Origin of the sequence: Neptuniibacter sp. QD34_54 (assembly GCF_047778055.1) — a bacterium.
Lineage (GTDB): Bacteria > Pseudomonadota > Gammaproteobacteria > Pseudomonadales > Balneatricaceae > Neptuniibacter.
In genome coordinates, this window is record NZ_CP180546.1 from 981,177 (window position 1) to 1,002,668 (window position 21,492).

General features: G+C 44.6%; 18 protein-coding genes. 4 read left to right on the forward strand and 14 right to left on the reverse strand.

The features are described 5' to 3' along the window. Position 1 precedes the first annotated feature (1 nt). Both ACMXYP_RS04240 and ACMXYP_RS04245 read left to right on the forward strand, forming a co-directional pair. Positions 2-1,282: an HD domain-containing phosphohydrolase gene (locus ACMXYP_RS04240; RefSeq protein WP_415883768.1), complete on the forward strand. Its 1,281-nt coding sequence runs from the start codon at positions 2-4 to the stop codon at positions 1,280-1,282. 21 nt (positions 1,283-1,303) lie between these two features. Beyond that, entirely contained in the window at positions 1,304-4,006 is a 2,703-nt protein-coding gene (locus ACMXYP_RS04245) for a response regulator (RefSeq protein WP_415883769.1), read from the forward strand. On the opposite strand, the gene ACMXYP_RS04250 is transcribed toward ACMXYP_RS04245, so the two are convergent. After that, positions 4,003-5,457 (reverse strand): sigma-54-dependent transcriptional regulator, encoded by a 1,455-nt coding sequence (locus ACMXYP_RS04250; RefSeq protein WP_415883770.1) that lies wholly within the window; start codon positions 5,455-5,457, stop codon positions 4,003-4,005. The two genes, ACMXYP_RS04245 and ACMXYP_RS04250, sit on opposite strands and share 4 nt — an antisense overlap. Before the next feature lie 106 nt (positions 5,458-5,563). On the opposite strand from ACMXYP_RS04250, the gene ACMXYP_RS04255 reads away from it, so the two are divergent. After that, positions 5,564-7,069 carry a SpoIIE family protein phosphatase gene (locus ACMXYP_RS04255; protein WP_415883771.1) on the forward strand — a complete coding sequence of 502 codons (1,506 nt, stop codon included), beginning with the start codon at positions 5,564-5,566 and terminating at the stop codon, positions 7,067-7,069. Here the strand turns inward: ACMXYP_RS04255 and ACMXYP_RS04260 are convergent. The 10 genes from ACMXYP_RS04260 to ACMXYP_RS04305 all read right to left on the reverse strand — a co-directional run bounded on the left by ACMXYP_RS04260 (position 7,066) and on the right by ACMXYP_RS04305 (position 17,097). After that, positions 7,066-7,788, reverse strand: coding sequence for a hypothetical protein (locus tag ACMXYP_RS04260; RefSeq protein ID WP_415883772.1), 723 nt, complete (start codon positions 7,786-7,788; stop codon positions 7,066-7,068). The two genes, ACMXYP_RS04255 and ACMXYP_RS04260, sit on opposite strands and share 4 nt — an antisense overlap. 12 nt (positions 7,789-7,800) lie before the next feature. Beyond that, complete coding sequence (locus ACMXYP_RS04265; RefSeq protein WP_415883773.1) at positions 7,801-9,894, reverse strand: SLBB domain-containing protein; 2,094 nt, start codon at positions 9,892-9,894, stop codon at positions 7,801-7,803. Next, positions 9,891-10,280 (reverse strand): hypothetical protein, encoded by a 390-nt coding sequence (locus ACMXYP_RS04270; RefSeq protein WP_415883774.1) that lies wholly within the window; start codon positions 10,278-10,280, stop codon positions 9,891-9,893. The genes ACMXYP_RS04265 and ACMXYP_RS04270 overlap by 4 nt, the downstream gene beginning before the upstream one ends. Positions 10,281-10,290: 10 nt before the next feature. Beyond that, entirely contained in the window at positions 10,291-10,590 is a 300-nt protein-coding gene (locus ACMXYP_RS04275) for an STAS domain-containing protein (RefSeq protein ID WP_415883775.1), read from the reverse strand. 238 nt (positions 10,591-10,828) lie between these two features. Continuing rightward, positions 10,829-11,464, reverse strand: a complete 636-nt coding sequence (locus ACMXYP_RS04280) for a sugar transferase (protein WP_415883776.1) — start codon at positions 11,462-11,464, stop codon at positions 10,829-10,831. 22 nt (positions 11,465-11,486) lie between these two features. After that, positions 11,487-12,668: a glycosyltransferase family 2 protein gene (locus tag ACMXYP_RS04285; RefSeq protein WP_415883777.1), complete on the reverse strand. Its 1,182-nt coding sequence runs from the start codon at positions 12,666-12,668 to the stop codon at positions 11,487-11,489. Between the two features lies 1 nt (position 12,669). Beyond that, positions 12,670-13,761, reverse strand: coding sequence for a glycosyltransferase (locus tag ACMXYP_RS04290; protein ID WP_415883778.1), 1,092 nt, complete (start codon positions 13,759-13,761; stop codon positions 12,670-12,672). Continuing rightward, positions 13,758-15,257 carry a GumC family protein gene (locus ACMXYP_RS04295; protein WP_415883779.1) on the reverse strand — a complete coding sequence of 500 codons (1,500 nt, stop codon included), beginning with the start codon at positions 15,255-15,257 and terminating at the stop codon, positions 13,758-13,760. Before ACMXYP_RS04295 ends, ACMXYP_RS04290 begins: the two co-directional genes overlap by 4 nt. Next, positions 15,247-15,741, reverse strand: a complete 495-nt coding sequence (locus tag ACMXYP_RS04300; protein WP_415883780.1) for a hypothetical protein — start codon at positions 15,739-15,741, stop codon at positions 15,247-15,249. The genes ACMXYP_RS04295 and ACMXYP_RS04300 overlap by 11 nt, the downstream gene beginning before the upstream one ends. A 222-nt stretch (positions 15,742-15,963) precedes the next feature. Then, complete coding sequence (locus ACMXYP_RS04305; protein ID WP_415883781.1) at positions 15,964-17,097, reverse strand: beta-ketoacyl-ACP synthase III; 1,134 nt, start codon at positions 17,095-17,097, stop codon at positions 15,964-15,966. A 342-nt stretch (positions 17,098-17,439) separates the two neighbouring features. Here ACMXYP_RS04305 and ACMXYP_RS04310 point away from each other — a divergent pair, with 342 nt between their 5' ends. Further along, positions 17,440-17,751, forward strand: a complete 312-nt coding sequence (locus ACMXYP_RS04310) for a hypothetical protein (protein ID WP_415883782.1) — start codon at positions 17,440-17,442, stop codon at positions 17,749-17,751. 68 nt (positions 17,752-17,819) lie between these two features. On the opposite strand, the gene ACMXYP_RS04315 is transcribed toward ACMXYP_RS04310, so the two are convergent. Genes ACMXYP_RS04315 through glmS form a run of 3 tightly spaced genes read right to left on the reverse strand, consistent with a single transcriptional unit; the run spans position 17,820 to position 21,487 of the window. Continuing rightward, positions 17,820-18,941, reverse strand: coding sequence for a glycosyltransferase (locus tag ACMXYP_RS04315; RefSeq protein WP_415883783.1), 1,122 nt, complete (start codon positions 18,939-18,941; stop codon positions 17,820-17,822). A 12-nt stretch (positions 18,942-18,953) separates the two neighbouring features. Further along, a complete protein-coding gene (locus tag ACMXYP_RS04320; RefSeq protein WP_415883784.1) occupies positions 18,954-19,685 on the reverse strand; it encodes an acyltransferase in 732 nt (243 codons plus the stop codon). Continuing rightward, complete coding sequence (gene glmS, locus ACMXYP_RS04325; RefSeq protein ID WP_415883785.1) at positions 19,682-21,487, reverse strand: glutamine--fructose-6-phosphate transaminase (isomerizing); 1,806 nt, start codon at positions 21,485-21,487, stop codon at positions 19,682-19,684. The genes ACMXYP_RS04320 and glmS overlap by 4 nt, the downstream gene beginning before the upstream one ends. Positions 21,488-21,492: the final 5 nt, after the last annotated feature.

The following is a 21,492-nucleotide window of genomic DNA, read 5'->3' on the forward strand; positions in this document are numbered from 1 at the left end:
TATGAGCTATCCGAATAATACAATTTTACTAGTTGATGATGAGCAGGCCGTTCTTAATTCCCTTAAACGCTTATTAAGACCTTTAAAGTGCAAAGTCCTTACTACCGTTTCTCCAAATGAAGCATTGGAAATATTGCGTGAAAATACGGTCGATATCTTAGTCAGTGATATGCGTATGCCCGAAATGGGCGGTGAAGAGTTTCTCGAGAAAGCGGCAAAAGAATTTCCTGATATAGAGCGGATTGTTATTTCCGGTTATGCCGAAGCACAAGCCGCTATTGACGCTATTAATCGTGGTAAAGTGAGTCGGTTTTTGCTGAAGCCTTGGGAAGACAGCGATGTCATAAAAATGGTGGAAAAGGGTTTTCGATTAGCGAGTTTGCAGCAAGAAAATGAACGACTTCAGCAGGAAACCCAAGAAAAGAATGAACAGTTAGAAGCACTTAACCGATCCTTAGACAGCAAAGTCCAAGAGCGTACTCGTCAACTTAAAATGGCAAATGACCGAATTAAAGATAGCTATCGTTCGGTTGTTCGTATGTTCTCTACCCAAACGGCTCGCCGATTAGGTATTAAAGCCACAAAAGAAAACCGTAAGCTTAATCAGGTACTGGTGGCTGTTGCGAAAAAATTTGGTTTAGAGGGGCAAGAACTCAAGCAGCTTTATTATGCTTGGCAATTACGTCAGATCGGTAAACTGAGTTTTTCAGATGAGCTTTTAAAAAATCCTTACCTAACGATGGAAACAGAGCAACAGCGAACTTTTCAACAATACCCTCTATTAGCGCAAGCGGCGTTGTTGTTAGTGAAGCCTCTATACCCTGCAGGACAGATCATTCTTCAGCATAAAGAGTATCTTGATGGTAGTGGTTACCCTAAAGGTTTAAAAGGCGATCAAATTTCGATCCGTGCGCAAATTCTTTGTGTAGTGAACGATTATGTTGAGATGGTTTCTGGCTTATATGATGAGCGTCAGTACAGTACATCGGAAGCGATTCGTTATATGCAGACCACAGCCGTTGAACGTTATAACCAAGATGTGGTTGAGGTTCTGTCAGAGGTCATAGAGGGGTTGTCTAAAACTGGTGATGTTCTAAATGATAAACAGGTATCCAGTGAACAATTACGAGAGGGCATGAAGCTAAGCCGTGATCTGATTAGTCAGGAAGGGATTTTACTACTCAGCGCAGATCAGGATCTCGATGAAGTCGCCATCGAACGAATTCGAGAAATGGAATTTAACTTAGAAGAAGCGTTAGAAATATACGTTTCTCAAAAGTAATGGCCAAGTAAAGGGTGATGTATGGATGTTCAGGTACTGTTGGTAGATGATGAACCCCATATCTTGGCTTCTTTACAGCGTTTGATGCGCCGAGCAGATATCACTTTCGCAACGGCTTCATCTGGGGAGGACGCTCTACAATGGCTTAGTGAAAACAGAGCAGAGATTATTTTATCTGATTATCGAATGCCGGGATTATCAGGTACTGAGATGCTAACTAAGGTGGAAGCTAAATGGCCTGACACTAAGCGGATTATACTGAGTGGGCATTCTGATTTTGATACGGTTCTTAAAGCTGTTCATAGTGGTGTTGTTCATAAATTCTTAGCGAAGCCTTGGAGTAACCAAGAGCTTGTAGAGCACCTACATATATCGCTTTCGCAAACAAATTTGAAAGCTGAGTCACCTTCAGTCCAACATAATGTCTTGGCAACTGCGACTGACCTATCTCCCAAAGCTACTGCTACCCAGCTACAGGTTATTTTAGACACGGTTATCGATGGTATTGTTACCATTGATGATCTGGGAAAAATTGCATCAGCAAATAAAGCTATTGAAAGGATTTTTGGTTATTCCAAAAATGATCTGAGATGTAGGGATTTCTCTCTTTTATTGCCTGAGCCTTATCGAAGTCAATATGACTATTACTTAGTTAACAATACAGGGGATGGTTTAAAAGAGCTTTTAGGGAATCAGAGAAGACTTGTTGGTGTACGAAAAAACGGTGAGGTGTTCCCGATAGAATTGAGTGTCACGGAAATGGAGATTGAAGGGCATTCAAAATTTTTGGGAATGATCAGAGATATTAGCCGTCGAGTTAGTGCAGAAAGTGAGAATGAACTGCTCATCGGGGCGTTAGAAATGGCGCAAGATGGTTTTGCGCTGTTTGGAGCTGGAGACAAGTTACTTAGATTTAATCGTCAATTTAGAAATCTATACAGCGAATATGGTGTCGATCTTTCCGGCAGTGTCACCTATGAGTCATTTTTTCGAAACTGTGTAGAAAAAGGGCTGTTTTGCGAAGCTCAGAACAACCCTGAACAGTGGATAGAACATCAGCTAGCGTTACACGCATCACTTCCGATCATTAAGCAATACGAGCTTCAGCCAAATGTATGGATTGAGATCCATGAGACGCAAGCGGATAACGGTGCAATTATCGTTTCCCATCTAAATATCAGCGAGTTAAAGCAAACCCAATTTTCTCTTGAAAAAGCGGTATCCGAAGCGAACCGTGCAAATAGCGCTAGAGGACGTTTCTTGGCAATGATGAGTCATGAGATTCGCACGCCTTTAAACGGTGTTTTAGGGCTACTTCAACTACTACAAGATACGCAACTTGATGGCTCCCAATCTAAGTTTGTAGAAAGCGCTTTAGCGTCGGGGCAAGGCTTACTCACTATTATCTCGGATATTCTCGATTTCTCGAAAATAGAAGCAGATAAACTAGAAATAGTTCCAGCGCCTTGTAACTTGCGCTTGCTACTAAGTCAGCTTGAGCAGTTACTGATGCCGCGGGTGGAAGAGAAATCTATTGTACTCAATTTTCAGATTGATCCGTCAGTACCTGATTGGATTGAAATAGATGAACAACGATTGCGCCAGATACTGTTAAACCTGCTCAGCAATGCGATTAAATTTACGGATTATGGTGAGGTCAGCCTCCAAGTAAATTTACAATCTGACTACCGTTTGGGCTTTAAAGTGGTTGATACCGGCATAGGTATTCCTTGGGATGAACAAGGACAGATTTTTTCTGAATTCACCACCATCAGCAATACGCAAAATCGTCCATATGAGGGTACAGGTTTAGGCCTTTCAATTAGCCAAAAGCTGGTGAATTTACTGGGTGGCGAACTGCAATTTAGCAGTGAACCGAGTAAAGGTAGCACATTTAGCTTCTCTCTAGCTGTTGTTGAATCAGCAGTTCCAGCTAACAGCGCAGCAGTCACCGGTGATGTTAGATTTAATGCTTCTGTTTTAGTGGTCGATGATAGTGCGACTAATCGGATTGTTGTTGAACATATGTTGGTAGCCTTAGGACTTAAAACGGTTTGTGTATCCAGTGGTGCTGAGGCGATTGAAGCCTACCAGCCCGGTCGGTTCCAATTGATCTTAATGGATATATCCATGCCCGATATGGATGGCTATGAGACAACAAAAAAAATGCGTTTGCGAGATGATTGGGACTGTACACCGATCATCGCTTTTACTGCGTACGTCATGCCTGAAGACAGAGAAAAGATAAATCAATATCAGATGTCAGGTTATCTGGAAAAGCCATTAGATAAAAAAGTGCTGGTTCAGGTCATTTCACCTTTATTGGCTACTTACAAAGTTGATTCAAGTAAACAGAGTATCGACTCAGTGGTTACAGATGATGGCACAGAGCTGCTTGAACCTGACTATGTGAATCAGTTAGCACGTGATACCTCTGAAGAAGTTCTACCCCAACTGGTCAATGTGTTCAAAGAGGATGTCGATAAAAGGCTAGAGGAGCTTTCTAACCCAGATATCGATGATGCATTACTCGAACGCAACCTCCATACGATCGGTAGTAGCTCAGCACTGTACGGCTTGATGGCCCTATCTAAGAAAGCCAGAAGTCTTGAGAAGGTATGTCGAGAGGGTGGATGCGCAAGAGGATCGTTGCTTGATTTTCTTGCGCTCGCTCAGCAAAGCTTAGATTGTTTAGATCAGTTTATATTGGAAAGAAAAGCTTAAGCGTTTTCTTTCCAACTATTACGTTTCCGATAGATGGTAGCAGCGCTGATTTTCAGATAGTGTGCTGCTGTTGGAATATTGCCCCCACAAAGATCGATGGCTCGTTCAATTGCTTCACGTTCTACATCTGCCATTGGTCTGATTAACTCTGACAGTTGATCCTGAACTGGGCTTGATATATCTGAAGCTACAAATGCGGGTGCCGCAGCCATAGGTTCTGGGGTTGCAGCAGCCATGCTATGTACTGCTGCCGATTGCACTGGTTTGATACAGCTATCCAATGGAGCAGGTAACATAGCTTGAGTAACTTCATCACCGTTGTGTAGTACCACAATATTTCGGACAACGTTTTGTAACTGACGCACATTACCCGGCCAATCGTAGTTGCTTAAAATAAGCTCTGTTTCAGGTTCAAAGCGCTTAAAGCCTTTACCTTCCTCTTCGGCATACTGAGTTAAGAAGCTTTGGGCTATCTCAATAACGTCATTCTCTCGTTCTCGTAGAGGCGGAAGGTGGATCGGCAGAACGTGTAATCGGTAATACAGATCTTCGCGGAAGTTACCTGCTTGAACTTCAGCGAGCGGATCTTTGTTACTTGCGCAGACAATGCGAACATCAACCTTTTCGGTTTTATCACTGCCGACTTTTTGTAGGGTGCCGGTCTGTAAAAAACGCAGTAGCTTGGATTGAAGAGCAAGCTCCATTTCACAGATTTCATCAAGGAACAGAGTACCGCCATTTGCGGCGCTGGCAGCACCATCTCGATCACTAACGGCTCCAGTAAAAGCGCCTTTTTTATGACCGAAGATTTCGCTTTCAATAAGGTCTTTTGGGATAGCGCCACAGTTTAGAGCAATAAAAGGGGATTTTTGGCGTTCACTCCGCTGGTGGATTGCTTCTGCGCAGACCTCCTTACCTGTACCACTTTCGCCAGTGATAAAAATGGTAGCTTTTGAGCTCGCCGCGCTATCGATGACTTGATAGACCCGCTGCATCGATAGAGAAGAACCAATAAAGCCACAGAAGTTGTGACGATCAATCTCTTCTCGATAGGTTTCAACAATTCGTTTGAGTTTTTGGCTTTCGAAGGTGTTATTGAGTGTGGTAACTAAACGGTCTTTGCTGAACGGCTTGACCAGATAATCCCGCGCACCCAGTCGCATCGCTTCGATAGCGGTATTCATCGAGCAATCGCCTGTAGTGACAATGACTTCGGTAGTGATCTCTTCTTGATTTATCTTTTCGAGAATTTCTATCCCGTTCATATCGGGTAAACTGAGATCGAGGAGAATACCGCCGAAGCTCTCATTATCTAAGGCTGCTAATGCTCCTGCACCTGTTTCTTCATGGTGAATCTGGTATGGCAAACCAGTGAGGTAGCTGCGGTAAACCGCCGCCATGGAAACATCATCTTCAACTAGCAGAATACGATTAACTTCAGGTACGGGCATAGGACGTCCTCTCCAACCAAAAACCTACCTTTAGCCTATGCTACAGGGTAGGCTGTTACAAGCACCAAGTGATTGAATTTTATCCGATATCGGTTTGGGCAGGGAAATGACAGAATTATTAGGCGAATGGCATTTGCAACCTCAGCTGGAAGAAGCGCGTAGAGTACGTGAAGAACTCGGTACGCTGCTGGAGCAATTGGAGTGTAAAAACAGAGATGCATTCTTGTTAGCGACTGCAGAGTTAATTGTTAATCTATCGCGTTACCCCGATCCAAAGCCGACTGAAGTTGTTCTGACATTAATGCGTGATCAATTTGATTACTGGCTAGAACTGCGTGATAACGGCCCGAGCTTTAGTCAGTTTAGTCAAATGCTTGATGATCCGGAGGATCTAATCGCTGCTGAGAGCGGTATGGGGTTAAAGCTATTAGCCCATTACTTTGATGATATGCACTATGTACCAGCCTGTTATCGTGATGATGCCTGTAACGTTATGGTCTTGCGTCAATCGAGGCCACAGGCTGAATCAGCCCTTACCGTGCTAGTCGTTGATGATGATCCTGCTTATCGCTTAGTGATCGAGCAATACCTACTATCTCAATATAAAGTGCTGAGCGCTGCCTCTGTGGCAGAGGCGTTTCAAGCTGTTCTCAAATATAAACCTGATCTGGTAGTGTGTGATATCCACATGCCACAAGCAGACGGCCCCGCCTTATTCGACAAAATCTCCCATATCCCCGATGTTGCTGATACTGCGTTTATCTATGTGACTGGTTGTATCGAACCGGAACTGTTGAACAAAGCCCTAAGGCGTCCAATTGATGATTTGCTTTCCAAGCCGGTTAGTAGAGAGCAACTGCTGAGTACGATCCAAAGGGTCGTTTGCAGGCGCGAGCACCTGAGTGCGCAGATACATCAAGAGGTAGATCAAAAGGTCACGCTAGGATTACGACCAAGTCTTCCTAAGAAGATCCAAGGTTATGAGATCGAGTTAAGGACCGTCAATCCAGAAGCAGGAGGTGGGGATTTAGTTCAGTTTTATCCACAAAAGGATCGATCTCTATTTCTATTTGCCGATTTAATGGGGCATGGCCTTTCAGCGAAAGGGTTCTCTTACGCCCTTGCTGGCTATTTAAGAGGGCTTTGCTCTGCTTACTCTTCGATGGGTATAGAATTACCCGCCTTGTTTAATCAATTAGCTTTAGGTTTTGATGAAGATCCGGTCCTCAAAGAAACCTTGGCTACTATGGCGGCAATGACCTTATCACCTGAGGGCGAGGTAGCCATTATCAATGCCGGCCATCCGAGCCCTATCTTGTTTAGTGATACCGAGATAAAAGACATTGAGGCTAAGTCGCCGATGCTCGGTATGGGGATTGAGGGCTATCAACAAGCGTGCTTTTCTCTAGAGGTCAGCGATAGGGTTTTGCTCTATTCAGATGGTTTTAACGATGCGGCGGTTGAGATGCCAAAAGAGCTAAAAGCAGTTATTGAACGTAGTCGTCAATTACCTTTAGCGGCAGCGGCTGATCATCTGCTGCAAGCACGTTTGAACCTGTCTGCTCCTAATGATGATCTAACACTGATCTTGCTGGAACGGGTGGATAGTTAGAGCTCCTGATTCAATAAAGTCATGTGACTAAAGCGTTCTCGCAAGTAACGCATAAGTTTGGGAAATCTTTTTTCAAACCGATAGGTTTCCCGGATTAATTCTTGTTGCAGAGACGGGGCGAAACGGTCATTCATAATGACCCCTGCCAGAATAGCTCCACTATTTTTTAACGTTTCTCTTGCTTCATCAACCTGTGATTCAGTAGTTCGCCCGGTCACAATATTTAACAGAGTTGCTTTGCTTGCTGAACAGATAATATCTACTGGCAGATGGTTGTCGTTTTGAAGTTGTGATTTTTCAGTTAGAACCGGAGCACTGTCGCAGATAACCATATCGAACAGATTTAGGCAGCTGTTAAAAAACAGTTTCAATGTTTCTAGATCCCTAAATTCGACACAATGGCTCGATTGCACCGGGCAGTTTAAAACCATCAAGCCCGGTACGTCAGTTTCTTGTGCAGCATGTTCCCAGTGACCGGTTAAAGGTAACCACTCAGTATTTTTAAGTGACAGCCAAGTAACTAGTTGTGGGCTACTAGGATTGAGCTCTATCAACAAAACCCGTTTACCTGCCTTTGCTGCCCTTGTGGCTACGGCTAAGGCTAGGGAGGTATTGCCTGCGTCAGATTGGGTACTACAGATGGTAAATTGTTGTAGATTCTGACGCAGAACTCTCGCGTATACGGTTTCTATTGCACTATGTCTATGCAAAGCTAACATCCCTTTTCTCCTTTACAGACCTACTAATGTGGCAAACGATATAACAGTGACTGATTCCTGTAAGGTGCTGACAAATCGATACCAAGTACTTTGTTCTCGACCTGGTACATATAATGTGTCGCCTGAGCGTATAACTGGAAGGTCGCGATAATCACCGGTTTTTGCAAAATCGACTAGGTCAAATAGACGCGAATGTGCTTCACCATCAATGCGGTTAATCACCATAATTCGATCCTGCAGAGCGCTGTTTAGTGGACCGCCGGCTTCGGCTAACAGATCCAAGACGGTCATATTGTCATCAAAGCTATAGCGACCAGGGCGAGCAACCGCACCTAGTACTCTAACTACGGTTTCTTTTGGCTTTTCTAACCATGCGCGGTCACGTTTCGGGATAAAGATCACATCTTCGTTTTTCACTGTAGGCAGCAGAGTTTCATCACCTGTTTGAAAATAGTTGTGTAGATTAAGATGGCTTACTTCAGTTTTACCCTGCTTACGGTGAGTAATACGCACACTAGATAGATCAGCCAAACCAGTAGGGCCTTGTGCTGCGGACAAAATATCAAGGAAGTTTAGTTCATTGTTAAATGCGTAACGGCCAGGCGCACCGACTTCACCAAAGATATAAATAGAACGGTCGCTAGATTGTCTTACCCACTGTGAGCGGTTGTCATTTGGGTCTTTAGGTAGTTCTGGGATCACCACAGTATCACCGGCGCGAATTCGTGGGATCTGGCGAATATCACCACCTTTATCTAGGAAATGTTTTAGGTCAAAACTAACAGACTCAGTGACGCCGTTACCACGATTCTGCAGAATCTGTAGGTGAGCTGTATCGGCACTGGCAATAGGGCCACCGGCATGGGCAATCAGATCCATCATGGTCATCTCTGATGCCCACTCATAGCGGCCTGGTCTTCTGACCGCACCAATAATTTTAACGGCTCTATTTGGATGTACCTTTAACCAGCTTTTCTCATTCATATCGGTTTTTTCGGGTACAAGGATCGCATCACCCGGAAGAATTTCAGGCAAACTGCCGCGACGTTGACCATCGACATAGCCTTGTAAGTCAAAAGGAACGACTTGGCCATCAGCACGGATAATGCGAATCTGACGGGTTTCAGCAAAACGCGTTGGACCACCTGCAGTCGCTAATAGATCGTAGAAACCACTTTCTTCACCCATCTCCATAGCACCGGGTTTGAAAACTTCACCCATGACATAAACAGTACGAGAGCCACTCTGAACTTGCTCGGTTGCTTGAGGGATAAAGATCACATCACCCTGATGAATTTCAGGCATAAGGGCAGGGTTACCCGTATCTAGATATTCACGCATGTTGAATGGGAAAGGCTGACCGTTGTGGATAACACGAATCTGCTCGATACCGGCATAACGTGTTACACCACCAGCACGCATTATTAGATCCATTACTGATGCTTTTTCTTTATAGGCAAAGGTACCTGGGCGATGAACCTCACCAAATACTTTTACCGATTCACCGTTTTTACCGGCATCACCAGATGCAGTCAGTGTGCGGGCATCGAAATCGACCTGGACATTACCGATCAGTGGAGATGCTGGCACAAAGATTACATCCATAGGATTTAGATCGGGTAGGGAGCTAGGATCACCACTGTCTAAATAACGTTTGTAATCAAATTCGATCAGCTTATTGTTTCTGCGGATCTGCAATTTGTTGAGTTGTGCACCTTGTGCAAGACCACCGGCTTTGTTAATCGCCATTTGGACGTTGGAATTAATAGGAAGATCTACTGCACCTGGCGTTTTTACATAGCCTAATACAGTGACTGAAAGGCGGCGTTCCTGCAGAGAAATATCAAATTTTGATAGATCCTTATAAACGCTTCCAAGGCGATTTTTAAGCAGGGCTTTGGCTTCACCTAAGTTGCGGCCTTCGAGGTTGATCGCACCAATCTCAGGCAAAACGATCTGTCCCTGTTGGTCCAACTGAAAGCTTTGTTCAAATGCGCTTTCACCCGGTAGTTTTATCTGAATCATGTCTCCTGGGCGAAGTGTTTCAGCCCAAAGGTTACCGCTGAAAAGTACAAATAAGATGAGTGTTCTGATTAGAGGGATCATATGCATGCCTCCTGAGTTAGCTGTTGGTTGCAATGACTTTTCACTCTTAAGGAAGCAGCTTGGTTCTCTAAAATTTGCAGTAACTTTTCTGCTTGCTCTAAAGGTAGCTGTGCTTGCATAAGGTAATTCGCCTCATACAGTCTTCTGCTACGGGTGACCAGCAATTGAATCTCTTGATAGATCGCTGGGTATTGGTCTTGTTTGCCATCTAAATTGTGTTCACTAATGACCGCTTCGCACTTTTTTAGCCTAGATTGCAGAGTGGGGACTTCATTTTTAATTGGGAAGCGCTCCGCCACTCCGCCTTCGCCTTCCGGCACTAAGTAGAAGCAGCCGGAAGAGGTCAGTAGCGTTGTGTGTAACAGTAATAGTGAGATCAATTTCATTGTTCTGGCCTCAGTCCTGAACAGTGATCGATTGATCAATACGTAGGTGTTTCAGCAGCTCTAGAGGCTGACCATGAACACCACAAAGGCTTAATGTTCGTTCTTTTGAACGTAAGCGTTTGAATAAGAAGACAATGGCACCAATACCGGAAGAATCGATAAACTCAATTTTTCCTAAGTTAAGTACTACGTCAGATTGATCCTGTATTAATTCATCGAATTTTGGTCGAAGAATTTCTACGGCAAGGGCGTCTAATGATCCTTCAATCTCTAGGTGTAGTTCATTTTGTACAGCTTCTAAAGTTGGCATAACGATTCTCCTTATGTCAGTTATAACTAAGAAGGAGCAATACCTATGCCAGAGAGTTAACGCTTTGATTTATAGGGGGTTTGTTATTGTTTGGATCTATTTTAATGAGAATGTAGTTCACTATTCTCATTTTGAGAATCAAATTGTAAAACCTATTTTGATCGCTCTATTGGTGGAATCGGGTGAGCTCAGAGCTGAAGGTTTGGGTTAACTCTGAGCGTTTATCCTGTGTCCATGCTTATTGTCCCCGTCCACAAACCATTACGATGAGGGTTTTAAACATGATGCCCAAATCCGAACGGAGCCAGCCAACTAAACTTCCAAGACTGAGTGCGTAGGCATGATCAAAGGCAACCTTGGAGCGCACATCATCGATGGTGCGGTCGTAACCTTGATTAACCTGAGCGAGGCCAGTAATACCCGGTTTGATCCCCCAAGTTCGTTCTGCAAAGAAAGGAATAGCTTGCTCTAGTTTTTGATAGAAGCCTGGACGTTCTGGACGCGGGCCAATCAACGACATATCGCCTTTTAGGACATTAAAAAACTGTGGTAGCTCATCCAAGCGGGTTTTCCGTAAAAAGCGTCCTACCGGTGTAACTCTTGGGTCATCTTCGGTCGCCCAAGTGGCCCCGGAAATTGCTTCTGCATCTAAGCGCATGGTTCGGAACTTATACATCCAGAAGAGCTCTGTTTTTTCGCCATTGGCATGTCCAATGCGTAGCTGCTTAAACAGAATAGGACCGGGAGAGCTAATGTAAGTGGCCAATGCGATAAAAGGGTATAGAAGCAGGCAAATAATGAGCCCTGTGATTGCAACCACTATATCCATCAAACGTTTAGCAAAAATTACGGGTGTTGGAATATAACTGTTCATGGTGATATCTCCTTATATGGCATTAATCTCTAACTGATTTCCAATGACCTTTTTCTAATCCGGCTAGATAGCGAAGGCATCCAGTAAGGCCGTTGTAGTAACCGTTTATGACATAAAATCCGAGTTTGAAAGGTTTATATAAGATATGAGTTGGAGTTTTGTTTTCGGGAATCAGTGTGGATAGGCGTGCTAGTCCAATGCCTAGCAGTTGTAGTGCAGTGAAGATAGCAAAAGCATCTAGATAGAGCGCTAGCAAACCGCACAATACAAACTGAGCGAGCAAGATCAGCGGCATCAGGCCTCGTAGCGCTTTACCGGAAAAGAAGCTAAAGGCTGTTCCACCAAAGCTTGGTGATAGTAGCTTAGTTAGTCTGAGTACCTGTTGTAGGTTCCCCGCGGCGATACGAATACGGCGTTTATGATCCATATCGAGGGAAGACGCTTCTAATTCTAGGCCGATTAGATCGCTGTCATATTTACCTTCGTAACCTTGCTCAATGATCTGCATAGGCAGAATGAAATCATCATTGATCGTATCCACCTGTAACGGAGTGAATAAGGTTTGGCGGATAAAATACAAAGCGCCATGCACACCTATCGTGCTACCTATACGTGCTTCACCTTGCTTGAGCTTAGTTTGATAGTTCCAATACTGCTTTTCTCCCTCACTTCCTGGGGATAAGAGTTTGTAGGTGGCTGCCACCAAACCGGTTTTAGGGTTATTAAAGTGGTGATTAACCAGTTTTAAAGCATCAAATGAGATCAGCGCGGAAGCATCACTTAACGCCACTATTTCGGCATCAATATTTGGAATAATTTGATTGATTAGTGCTACTTTGCCGTGGTTTTCTCGGAAGTTGAGGATATTTACGTTTAAGTGAGCTAGCTCAGGTTCTGTTAAAGCCTCGCGAGCGACTTCTGCCGTTCTATCTTTGCAGCCATCGCAGGCGATAATGACGTGAAGCTTCTCACTTGGGTAATCTAGACTGGCGATATTTCTGAGCTTATCAGCAATGAAATCAGCTTCGTTATATGCTGGTACAAAGATGCAAAGGCTTCGGTAGTTTGGTTCTTCTTCTATTTCTTTCTCTTGCTTAGAAGTTTGCGTCTTATTCAACTGATTCATGATCAGAGGATAAGCAATATGGTGATAGATAATTAAGGCCCAACTTAGGGTAAACAGAGTCAATAGGAAGATAATCATGTTATGCCTCCTTTGGTTGTGAAAGTAGTTGGAAGTAAGCTTCAGCCGTTTTATGTAGGTTGCCTTTCTTCAAGACAAACTCTCTTGGGCTGTGGCGCTTAGGCATCAGATATTGGCGTAAAATGGCATGTTGCAGTGCTATGAGGCTTCCGGGAGGAATAAGGTCTCCCGAGTCTGGACAGACAATGGTTTTACACCCCCCAACATCGGTCACGATCACAGGTACTCCACAGGCCTGAGCTTCTAATGGTGAGAGTGGTAAACCTTCGTTAAGAGATGAGAGGCAGAAAATATCAATCGCGTGATAGAAGGGGCGGGTGTCATCTAGATGGCCTAGGAAGAACACTCGATCCCTGATACCCAGCTCAAAAGCGACATTTTTTAGATGATCGAGTAAGGAACCATCCCCAGCTAAAACCAGAGATAAGTTAGTATGCGTATGACTTAAGGATTTAAGCAGCAGCTCATGACCTTTTACGGCTTCAAGCCTTGCGGCACAGCCTAGCAAGGCTCCTTGTACAGGTAGGTTTAAATGCTTCCTGCTTTTTAATTTTTCGATCGGGGTTGGAGGGCTGAAGTGTGTAGTATCTACGCCGTTCTGAATAATATCAGGGCGACTATTAGGGAAGTGGTGTAACAGCTCGTTTGCTACCGCTTCACAGTCTGCAACTAGCGTGAATTTCAGGAAGCGAATCAGGTGATTTTGCAAACGTTTATTCGCGGAGGCATTCAGGTGCCAAGCATCATGTTCAGTATGAACATGAGGTAGTTTTAATAATTTCGCCGCTATGCCACCGTAAAGCAGAGGACCGATATGGTGAGTATGAATAGCGGTAGCGTTGATCTCTTTTAATGCGCTTTTTAAACGCAAAAATAAGCGCGGACTGATGCCCTCTTTTTTGTGGAAAAATTGCAGTTGAGATCGGTATTGTTCCAGTCTTGGCCACTCTTTTACCGCTTCTTCATAACTGCCTTCTAAGCTAAAAATATAGACATCGGCTTTATTGCTCAGTTGGTTTAACAGGTCTAAAGCCATAGTCTCAATTCCGCCAGGGCGGAGATGTTGGACGATTTGTACGATTACGGTATTCACGATGTACTCTCCTGCAATGCTATATCGTTTAAATCTTTCTCAAGCGGCGGAATTCGAACGAGCACAGGGACATTTAACATCTCTGTTAAGGTGTCTTTACGACGAACGGTGGTATCGAGGACTTCTGCGATTACAGCGAGCCCAAAACCAAGTCCGATGCCCGCAACAACGCCGGCAATAACAAAGGCGATAAGGGGAAGGTTGATAGGTGCCAAAGGTTCAAAAGGTGGATCGATCAGTTTTACCCGTTCACTCTCTTCATTTTTACCAAGTGAGCGAGTCACTCTGGCCATCTCATGACGTTCGGCTAAGTCTTCATAGATTTTTTGGCGAACCTGAATGTCGCGCTCCAGTTCTTTTAAACGACGCTCGTGCTGGCCGTAGCCATTCACGCGGTTTTGTAGGTTTTCTATCTCAGAAGTTAAGGAGCTAACCTCTTTGCTTAAACGTTCAATATGGTCGTCGGCTTGCTGAAGGCGCTCTAACTGGGAAATAAGCAGTGGGTGTTGATTGCCACCTTGCTCTGATTCATTGGTCGTTGCGGTAGTGGCGATCGCCCAAAGGCGTTCAAGTTTTACTTTATTGAGGTCGCCTTGGTTAAGAGCTTTCATACTCTTTAAAATGCGGCTGCGCTCTCTTTCTAAAGACTGTAACTGAGCAAGCACATGCTGCACTTGACTGTGCTCGTCGGTGTACCGAGCGCGAAGTTGGGTCAGCTCTGCCATCACGTTGATGATGGCTTCCTCAATTTTTCCGACGACTGGGTTCGTTTGTGATAGGCGCAACGCTAGGCTTGCTTGAGCGGCTTTAGCGCCTTCAAGCTCGATGCGGCGTTCAGCGATATAGGCTTTCAGATTGGATAAGCGCGCGACATTAGCACCATGCAATGCCGGTAGCTCGCTAGCGAACTCATTTTTATATTCGGCTAATGCTTTTTCCGCAGTTTGAAGATCCGCTTTTCGAGTTTCTAGCTCTTTAGCGAGGAAGGTTTCAGATTGAACTATTGATGAACGTTGCGGCGCAAGGACGCGCTCGACAAAACGCATACTGACCACAGACAACGTCTCTTTCATATGTGTTTTGTCTTCGGCTTTGTAAGAGATCTTAATCAGGTTGTCGCCGACCAGTTTTGCGGTAAGAGATTTAGATAGCTGACCGATGATGTAGGCTTTCTCTTTCTCATCCATCTCTTCAGTAATCATCTCGCGTTGCCAAGCGACGCCCGCAAGAATATGGCGGCTATGCAGAAGAGCGTTGAGTGCTTCCATACGATGGCGAAGGTTAGTCGCGATCGATAGATCCTCTAGAAATGGATTATGTTCAGAGGCTTCTTGAAACAAGATAGTGGTGGTTGTTTCATATTTTTTAGGCGATAGAATGCCGATCGCCAAACCAATAAATGGCATAAGCAAAATAGGCAGCGCGATTAAATAACGACGCCTCCATCCAGCCCACAGAATGGACGCGATGTTTTTGACTAATGCGCTACGAATCATGGTTGGCTACCGTTAGGTTATTGGCTTTTTTGATAAGCACCTGATTTGGCACTAATGAAGGGGATAAGCGCATATCGGTTTTCTTAGCGCGCTTTTCCAGGAAGTTACTAACAGCGTTACAACGGTTGATACCTACACCGACCGCTACAAACCGATCTGAACTTTCACTCGGTGAGCATTCGACACTGAGCTTTGAAGGCTGGGCATTGGCATATTCGTTGAGGTTATTTTTTTGATTTTCATCTAATGCCACGCTGTCATCCTCGAAGCGTAAAACAAGTTCATGAGGGACGTGGTTATCTGCGTAACCTTTCTCGCCGCGGGCACGGGAGAGAAGTTGGTCTATGCTGATGCTTTCTTCTGCTACAGGTGTGTCTTCGGAGCCTAAAAAACCTATATCCATGGTTTTTAGTGCTGCAGTACATCCTGTCAGTGAAAAAAGGCTGCAAGTAAACAGGGTGGTTGCAATAAACTTAGAGCACATGGTCTATCTCCTGAGCAAAATTTTGTTATTGCTCAAGAAATTGCAGCTTTTAGGCCAACCTAAATAAAATGATCTACAAGCCCCATGAATACTAGGGGTTCGTTGTTTGTGGAGAGAGCTGTTTAGGCGAGGTGAACTAGGCTTTTTGAGGTTTTTCTCAAGCTGATTCTCAAAATGAGAATAAGCTTGAGAGGTATTCCGGAAGCGGTATCTTTTGCGAAATTAACGCTTTCTAATCACTAAGCTACCTATGGAATAGCCTGCACCAAAGGAACAGATAACGCCTAAATCATCCTTCTTGAGATCGGATTGGTATAGGTTGAATGCGATAAGTGAGCCGGCAGAGGCTGTATTGGCATATTGATCTAAGATGATCGGAGCCTCTTCTTGCGAGGCTTCTCGGCCTAATAACTTTTTACCGATCAGCTGATTCATATTGATATTGGCCTGATGCAGCCACCAGCGAGTGACTTGCTGGTTTTCAATCCCCAAAGACGCTAGTTGGGTCGAGAGGTGCTCTACGGCCATAGGGCAGACCTCTTTAAACACCTTCCTACCCTGTTGAATAAAGAACTTATCCTGCCCAAAGGGATCGCTATCATTGGTGTAGGCAAGGTAACCAAAATTAGAGCGAATATTGTTGGAGAAAAGCGTCACGGATTTGGTACTTAGTACATCGTAACTCTCTTCTGAAGTACAGCTATCGGCGTTCTCCATTATCGTAGCGACAGCTATATCACCAAAAATAAAATGGCTATCTCGATCACGCCAGTTATTCTGGGGTGAGGTTAATTCTGGATTAATGATCAAAACCGCTTTCGCCGTACCTGCCGTTAACATCTCATAGCCCCGCTGCAGAGCAAAAGTGGCAGAAGAACAGGCAACCAGCATATCAAAGGCAAAACCCTGAATACCTAATGCTTGTTGCACCTCAATAGAAATAGCTGGGTAAGCTCTTTCGGTATAGGAGCAAGCGACAATCACTGCATCAATATCAGCCGCGCTTTTATTCGCTTTTACTAGCGCTTTGCTTGCGGCTGCTACCGCCATTTCTGCTTGATGGGAAAGCTGATCATTGCTTCTAGGTTCAATGTAAGGGCGCATTCTTTCTGGATCGAGTGCGCCTTCTTTGCGGTAGACAAATCGACTTTTAATGCCCGAAGCTTTTTCGATAAATTCAGCATTTGATAATGGTTTGGCTTCGCACTTGCCAGCAACAATCTCATCGGCATTTTGCTGGTTATAGTTCTCGGCGTATTGGTTATAGGCCTCTACCAATTCTTCGTTACTAATGCTGTAGTTAGGGGTCCAAAGACCGAAACCGCTAATGACGACTGGGGAAAATATCGAATTCATAAAATTGTCTCGGCAGGGCAGGTTATAGGGCTGCAATCGTTATAAAAGCCAACGTTAGATTGTCCCGCTAAACATAGCTTATGCCATTAACATAAGCGTTATTATTTACTAGCAATTTTCTTCAGTTGTCTCAGTTGAACTTCAAAATGGCCGTTGCCAATCGGTCCTTTCTCACTATGAAAATAATTCCGAAGAGATTACTGCTACTTTCTCGCTGAAAATCTGATCAGCCACTATGGTTTGTGTGTCAGGAAGGTTTGTTGATCGTCCATCGGATAGTTAAATAACTTATGCATTTTAACTCGCCGTTCTATGGAACCTTTTCTAAAGGAGGAAAGGAGTATGATGCTTGCAAGATGGCATATAGATGCGCGTTTTGGACACAAACAAACAGTCATTGATTCACTGTCTCGTTGGTTTGATGAGATTGGTAGCCAAATAGGATGGACCTCTGACAAAGTAAGAATTGTCACAGGGTCTGTAGGAGCGAAAGAGTCTGTTGTTATTTCGGAAGTGGTTATCTCCGGGTTAACTGAGCTTGATGAATCTTGGCAAAAGTTAGGGGATATTGAGGCTCACAAAGCATGGAGTAAGGAGCTTGAGCCTTATATTGTCTCCGGTTCACAATATTGGGAGATTCTTAGAATTGTCTAAGGTTATTCTCCTTTCTCAGGGGAATTAGACGCGATGGTCTTTCCCCTGAAGAATCATAAGCTTTTCTTTTAGAGATTATTCAGCATCTCTTTTAAGTCCTCGGCGCGTTGAGTCCAACTTTCGCGGTTCACCCGATTACGTCGGATCTCCTTCATTAGTTCTCTATGCTTTTCGGTTTGCCCAATCTCTTCGATAGCCGCAGCAAAACCATCTGCAACATTGCTTACTTTCACTAGATCACGATAACCGTCTAAAGCCGGAAATTCTGTACTCACAACGGGGCTACCCGCAGCAAGGTACTCGCGTAATTTTAGCGGGTTACAGGCCTCAATTTGTTCATTGCGAAGGAAGGGAAGCAATCCAACATCCCAGTGCTGACTATAGCGAGGCAGCTCATGATGAGGCTTAGGGCCTAACCAAACAATATTAGGCTGTTTTAACAGTAAACTGATATCGGTGTGCGCAGGGCCGATCAAAACGAAGGTCCAGTGGGGGAGGCGTCTAGCAACTTCAATATATAGTTCTTGGTCAAACCAGCCTGCTAGCGCACCGTAAAACCCAGCGACCGGACCATCAGGAAGGTCAGATGCACGTTCTGCTGGTTGTCCGAACATCTCGCAATCGACGCCATGGGGTAATACCAAGGTTTTTTGAGCAGGGAATTTCTCCGCCAGCTTAGGACTTGCGGCAATAATTAGCTGACATTTTTTAACTAATTCCTCTTCCATCTTGGCGACTGGCGCGTGATCCACCCCATCTAGGGCAGAAAAGTCATCACCACAATAGTAGATGGCAGCGCGTTCGCCCATTTTGCCCACAACATCCACAGCAGAGGGTAACGAAGTCCATAAAATCGGAGCTTGGCTTTGATCCTTCAGATAAGGGCGAAGTTTGTTGGTGAGTAACTCTTTATTGACTGTTCTCGCAAGAGAGCTACCCGGAAATGGCAGCGCCATAGGATTGACCAAGCAGGGGTGTAAGCCGGAAAGGTTCGGTGTCGGTGCCTTGAGTAAGGCTTTGAGTTTATTCCAGATACGGCCCATATCGCGTAGGTTCATCCTTGGTCTTCTTAAGCCTAAAGAGTTTACCCATAAAACTTCATTGTCTGCTAAAAGGTGCTTCATTAAGTGCTGGGTGCTACTGGGGTGTCCCCCCCAGTCCTCACCAAAAACTAATAGATCGATATTCATGAGAGCTCTCCTTTAAGCCACTTTGCAGGGTTTAGGTTGAGACAGTGGTTTGATCACTTTTGCAGGAACGCCAGCAGCGATCACAAACGGAGGTAGATCTTCAGTCACCACACTACCCGCAGCCACAATGGTTCCTTCACCAATAGTGACTCCTTTCATTACCGTGACCCCGGAACCTAGCCATACATCTTTACGTAGGATGATGTCGCCAATCTGATCTTCTGTATCCGGAAGGCCTTTGGCACGAGCTTTTGCATCAACTGGGTGGCCTGGGTAGCCTGCTAGAAAACCACGGCCTGCGATACGGACGTTATCTTCCAGAACCACCTTAGTACCGACAGCGATGGTGGTTTGCCATGCGATACCCACATTGTTGCCAATAATTAGTTGTGGCGTTTCTGTGCCACTCCATCGACCGGAGAAGGTTGTTTGACCAGATATACGGCAGCGATCACCCATACTTATCTCAAGGCTACCTTGGACGAGTGGCATACCACCGTATATGTATAACTGTCGGCCTGCTTGGCTTAAGCGAGTTTTAAACATGGGTGTCCAGTAAAATACCCGTGCGATACCGCTTAGCAATCCAGTACACAATGTGTGCCCCATGCGAATGGGTTTAAACACCACATTTACCGCCGGTATTTCGAAATTGTGCAGTGTGTAATGACAGGTCTTTAAAGTACGGGCCAGTGGATGATTACCTGCTTTTATCCACTGTTTAAGCCCTTGGAGTGTGTTCATTCTACTGTCACCGATTTAGCTAGGTTACGAGGTTGATCTACGTCGGTACCTTTCGCCAACGCAGCGTGATAAGCGATGAGTTGTAACGCGATAGTGAACAGAATGGGGGTTACAATTGAGTTAGCATTAGGCAGTGTGACTGATTCAACTTCTAGATCTCGAAGAGAACGGATACTTTCAGAATCACCCAAGAAGATACAGCGTCCTCCACGGCTCATAACCTCTTCCATATTGGCTCTGGTTTTATCCAGCAGATCGTCATTAGGTGCGATGACAAACACTGGTGTACCTTCTTCAATCAGGGCGATAGGACCGTGTTTTAACTCGCCTGCACTAAAACCTTCAGCATGTATGTAACTGATCTCTTTTAGTTTAAGCGCGCCTTCTAAAGCGATAGGGAAGTTAGAGCCGCGTCCGATAAAGTAGGCATCCTGACAATCTTGCATCGATGCACCGATAGACTCGAACAAGGATTCTTGTTGTAAAACCAGCTCAACCTGTGAGGGCATAGTGGAAAGCTCGAGGCTTAATTTGGAGGCTTCATTTAGATCAATTTCTTTTCGGCAAAAAGCAGCACGGACGGCTAAGGTTGCTAAGACTGTTAACTGGGCAGTAAATGCTTTAGTTGATGCAACGCCTACTTCAGGCCCAGCTTGAGTTTGTATACTGAAGTCAGTCTCTCGAGCGATGGTGCTTTCTGCAACATTCACAATACTTATAGTTTTTTGACCTTGTTTCTTGGCATAACGAAGTGCTGCCAAAGTATCTGCCGTTTCGCCAGATTGAGAGATAAATAGCGAGATACCTTGTTTGCTCAACAGAGGAGAGCGATAGCGAAACTCAGATGCGACTTCGACATCAACGGGCAATTTAGCAATCTTTTCAAACCAGTATTTAGTGACCATTGCTGCATAAAAGGAAGTGCCGCATGCAATGACATTGAGTCTATCGACTTGGTTAAAATCTATCTGGGCCTCGGGGAGTACTCTCTGGGTGTGATAGAACGTATTACGTACACTATCTGCTTGCTGGTGGATTTCTTTATGCATGTAATGGCGATAGTTTTGCTTATCCTGAGAGTGGTCTTCTGCTTCGAATAACTGCATTTCTCGTTTAATGATACGGCCTGATGAGTCGACTAGACTGAACCCTTCACGATCCAAACAAGCTTGATCCCCTTCTTCTAAATACAGAATATGAGTTGGAGAACCACTGAGTGCCATAGAGTCTGAGCCTAAACTCATACCTTGCTCACTTTTACCTAAGACCAGAGGGCTACCCCGGCGCGCAGCATAAACATGTTGCTCATCTTCTTTAAAAAGTACGCCTAATGCGAAAGCGCCTTGAAGGTGAGAGAGTGCACGATTAAGTGCTTTTTCAGGCTCATAGCCTTGTTGTAAAAACAGGCTGATCAGATGAGGAATAACTTCAGTATCTGTTTGGCTTTGAAAGACGAACCCTTCACTTTGTAGCCATTGTTTTAAGTCGATGTAATTTTCAATAATGCCATTATGGACCACCGCAACATCATTGTTGGAGTGGGGATGCGCGTTTAGTTCGTTGGGTTTACCATGGGTTGCCCATCGGGTGTGGCCAATTCCTGCACAACTAGATAGATGCATCTGATCAAGTTGGTTTTTGAGTTGCTGTAGTTTCCCTTCTCGTTTGACGGTAGTGATGCCATTAGGTGCAAGTATTGAGATACCTGCAGAATCATATCCGCGATATTCGATGTTACTTAATCCTTGTAATAGCTCAGGGACAATGTCGTTATGATTAATCGAGCCTACTATTCCACACATGCCTA

Coding starts and splice junctions, on each gene's coding strand:
- ACMXYP_RS04315 (WP_415883783.1), bottom strand. CDS start 18,941: ATGAATATCGATCTATTAGTTTTTGGTGAGGACTGGGGGGGACACCCC.
- ACMXYP_RS04270 (WP_415883774.1), bottom strand. CDS start 10,280: ATGAAATTGATCTCACTATTACTGTTACACACAACGCTACTGACCTCT.
- ACMXYP_RS04240 (WP_415883768.1), top strand. CDS start 2: ATGAGCTATCCGAATAATACAATTTTACTAGTTGATGATGAGCAGGCC.
- ACMXYP_RS04265 (WP_415883773.1), bottom strand. CDS start 9,894: ATGATCCCTCTAATCAGAACACTCATCTTATTTGTACTTTTCAGCGGT.
- ACMXYP_RS04305 (WP_415883781.1), bottom strand. CDS start 17,097: ATGAATTCGATATTTTCCCCAGTCGTCATTAGCGGTTTCGGTCTTTGG.
- glmS (WP_415883785.1), bottom strand. CDS start 21,487: ATGTGTGGAATAGTAGGCTCGATTAATCATAACGACATTGTCCCTGAG.
- ACMXYP_RS04300 (WP_415883780.1), bottom strand. CDS start 15,741: ATGTGCTCTAAGTTTATTGCAACCACCCTGTTTACTTGCAGCCTTTTT.
- ACMXYP_RS04260 (WP_415883772.1), bottom strand. CDS start 7,788: ATGTTAGCTTTGCATAGACATAGTGCAATAGAAACCGTATACGCGAGA.
- ACMXYP_RS04255 (WP_415883771.1), top strand. CDS start 5,564: ATGACAGAATTATTAGGCGAATGGCATTTGCAACCTCAGCTGGAAGAA.
- ACMXYP_RS04285 (WP_415883777.1), bottom strand. CDS start 12,668: ATGATTATCTTCCTATTGACTCTGTTTACCCTAAGTTGGGCCTTAATT.
- ACMXYP_RS04320 (WP_415883784.1), bottom strand. CDS start 19,685: ATGAACACACTCCAAGGGCTTAAACAGTGGATAAAAGCAGGTAATCAT.
- ACMXYP_RS04295 (WP_415883779.1), bottom strand. CDS start 15,257: ATGATTCGTAGCGCATTAGTCAAAAACATCGCGTCCATTCTGTGGGCT.
- ACMXYP_RS04250 (WP_415883770.1), bottom strand. CDS start 5,457: ATGCCCGTACCTGAAGTTAATCGTATTCTGCTAGTTGAAGATGATGTT.
- ACMXYP_RS04310 (WP_415883782.1), top strand. CDS start 17,440: ATGATGCTTGCAAGATGGCATATAGATGCGCGTTTTGGACACAAACAA.
- ACMXYP_RS04280 (WP_415883776.1), bottom strand. CDS start 11,464: ATGAACAGTTATATTCCAACACCCGTAATTTTTGCTAAACGTTTGATG.
- ACMXYP_RS04245 (WP_415883769.1), top strand. CDS start 1,304: ATGGATGTTCAGGTACTGTTGGTAGATGATGAACCCCATATCTTGGCT.
- ACMXYP_RS04275 (WP_415883775.1), bottom strand. CDS start 10,590: ATGCCAACTTTAGAAGCTGTACAAAATGAACTACACCTAGAGATTGAA.